The organism is Aliivibrio finisterrensis, assembly GCF_008933155.1.
GTDB classification, from domain to species: domain Bacteria; phylum Pseudomonadota; class Gammaproteobacteria; order Enterobacterales; family Vibrionaceae; genus Aliivibrio; species Aliivibrio finisterrensis.
Genome location: NZ_WBVP01000115.1, coordinates 1 through 320, shown reverse-complemented (window position 1 = coordinate 320; position 320 = coordinate 1). Strand labels below are relative to the sequence as shown.

General features: G+C 35.0%; 1 protein-coding gene. It reads right to left on the bottom strand.

What is annotated here, in order from left to right; translation table 11 throughout:
* On the bottom strand, positions 1-320 hold a 320-nt coding region (locus tag F8B77_RS17395; RefSeq protein ID WP_244298280.1), incomplete at both ends, for a site-specific integrase.

Genomic DNA, 320 nt, shown 5'->3' with positions numbered 1-320 from the left:
TTTTTAGAGGATGTTTTGACAACAGCAAATGGGTTAACAGTAATAAGCTCATGAGCTAAACACCAATTAAAAAACTGCCTATTTGCTGCAATGTAGTCTTTTAATGTTTTGCTGCTTAATTTTCGTTTGAGTAATCGGTCTCTATAGTGCATAGCTATGCTATTGGTGGGCTTATCTGTATTTAGCTCTTTTAGATAGCCTAGAAAATCATTACATCGTTGCTCTAATTGATTAAGAGTGAGCTGCGTGACTCCTTCTAATTTTTTAGATTGAATAAAATTAGTGAGCGTAACTGAGGTAATAACAGGTAAGGGAGTAGC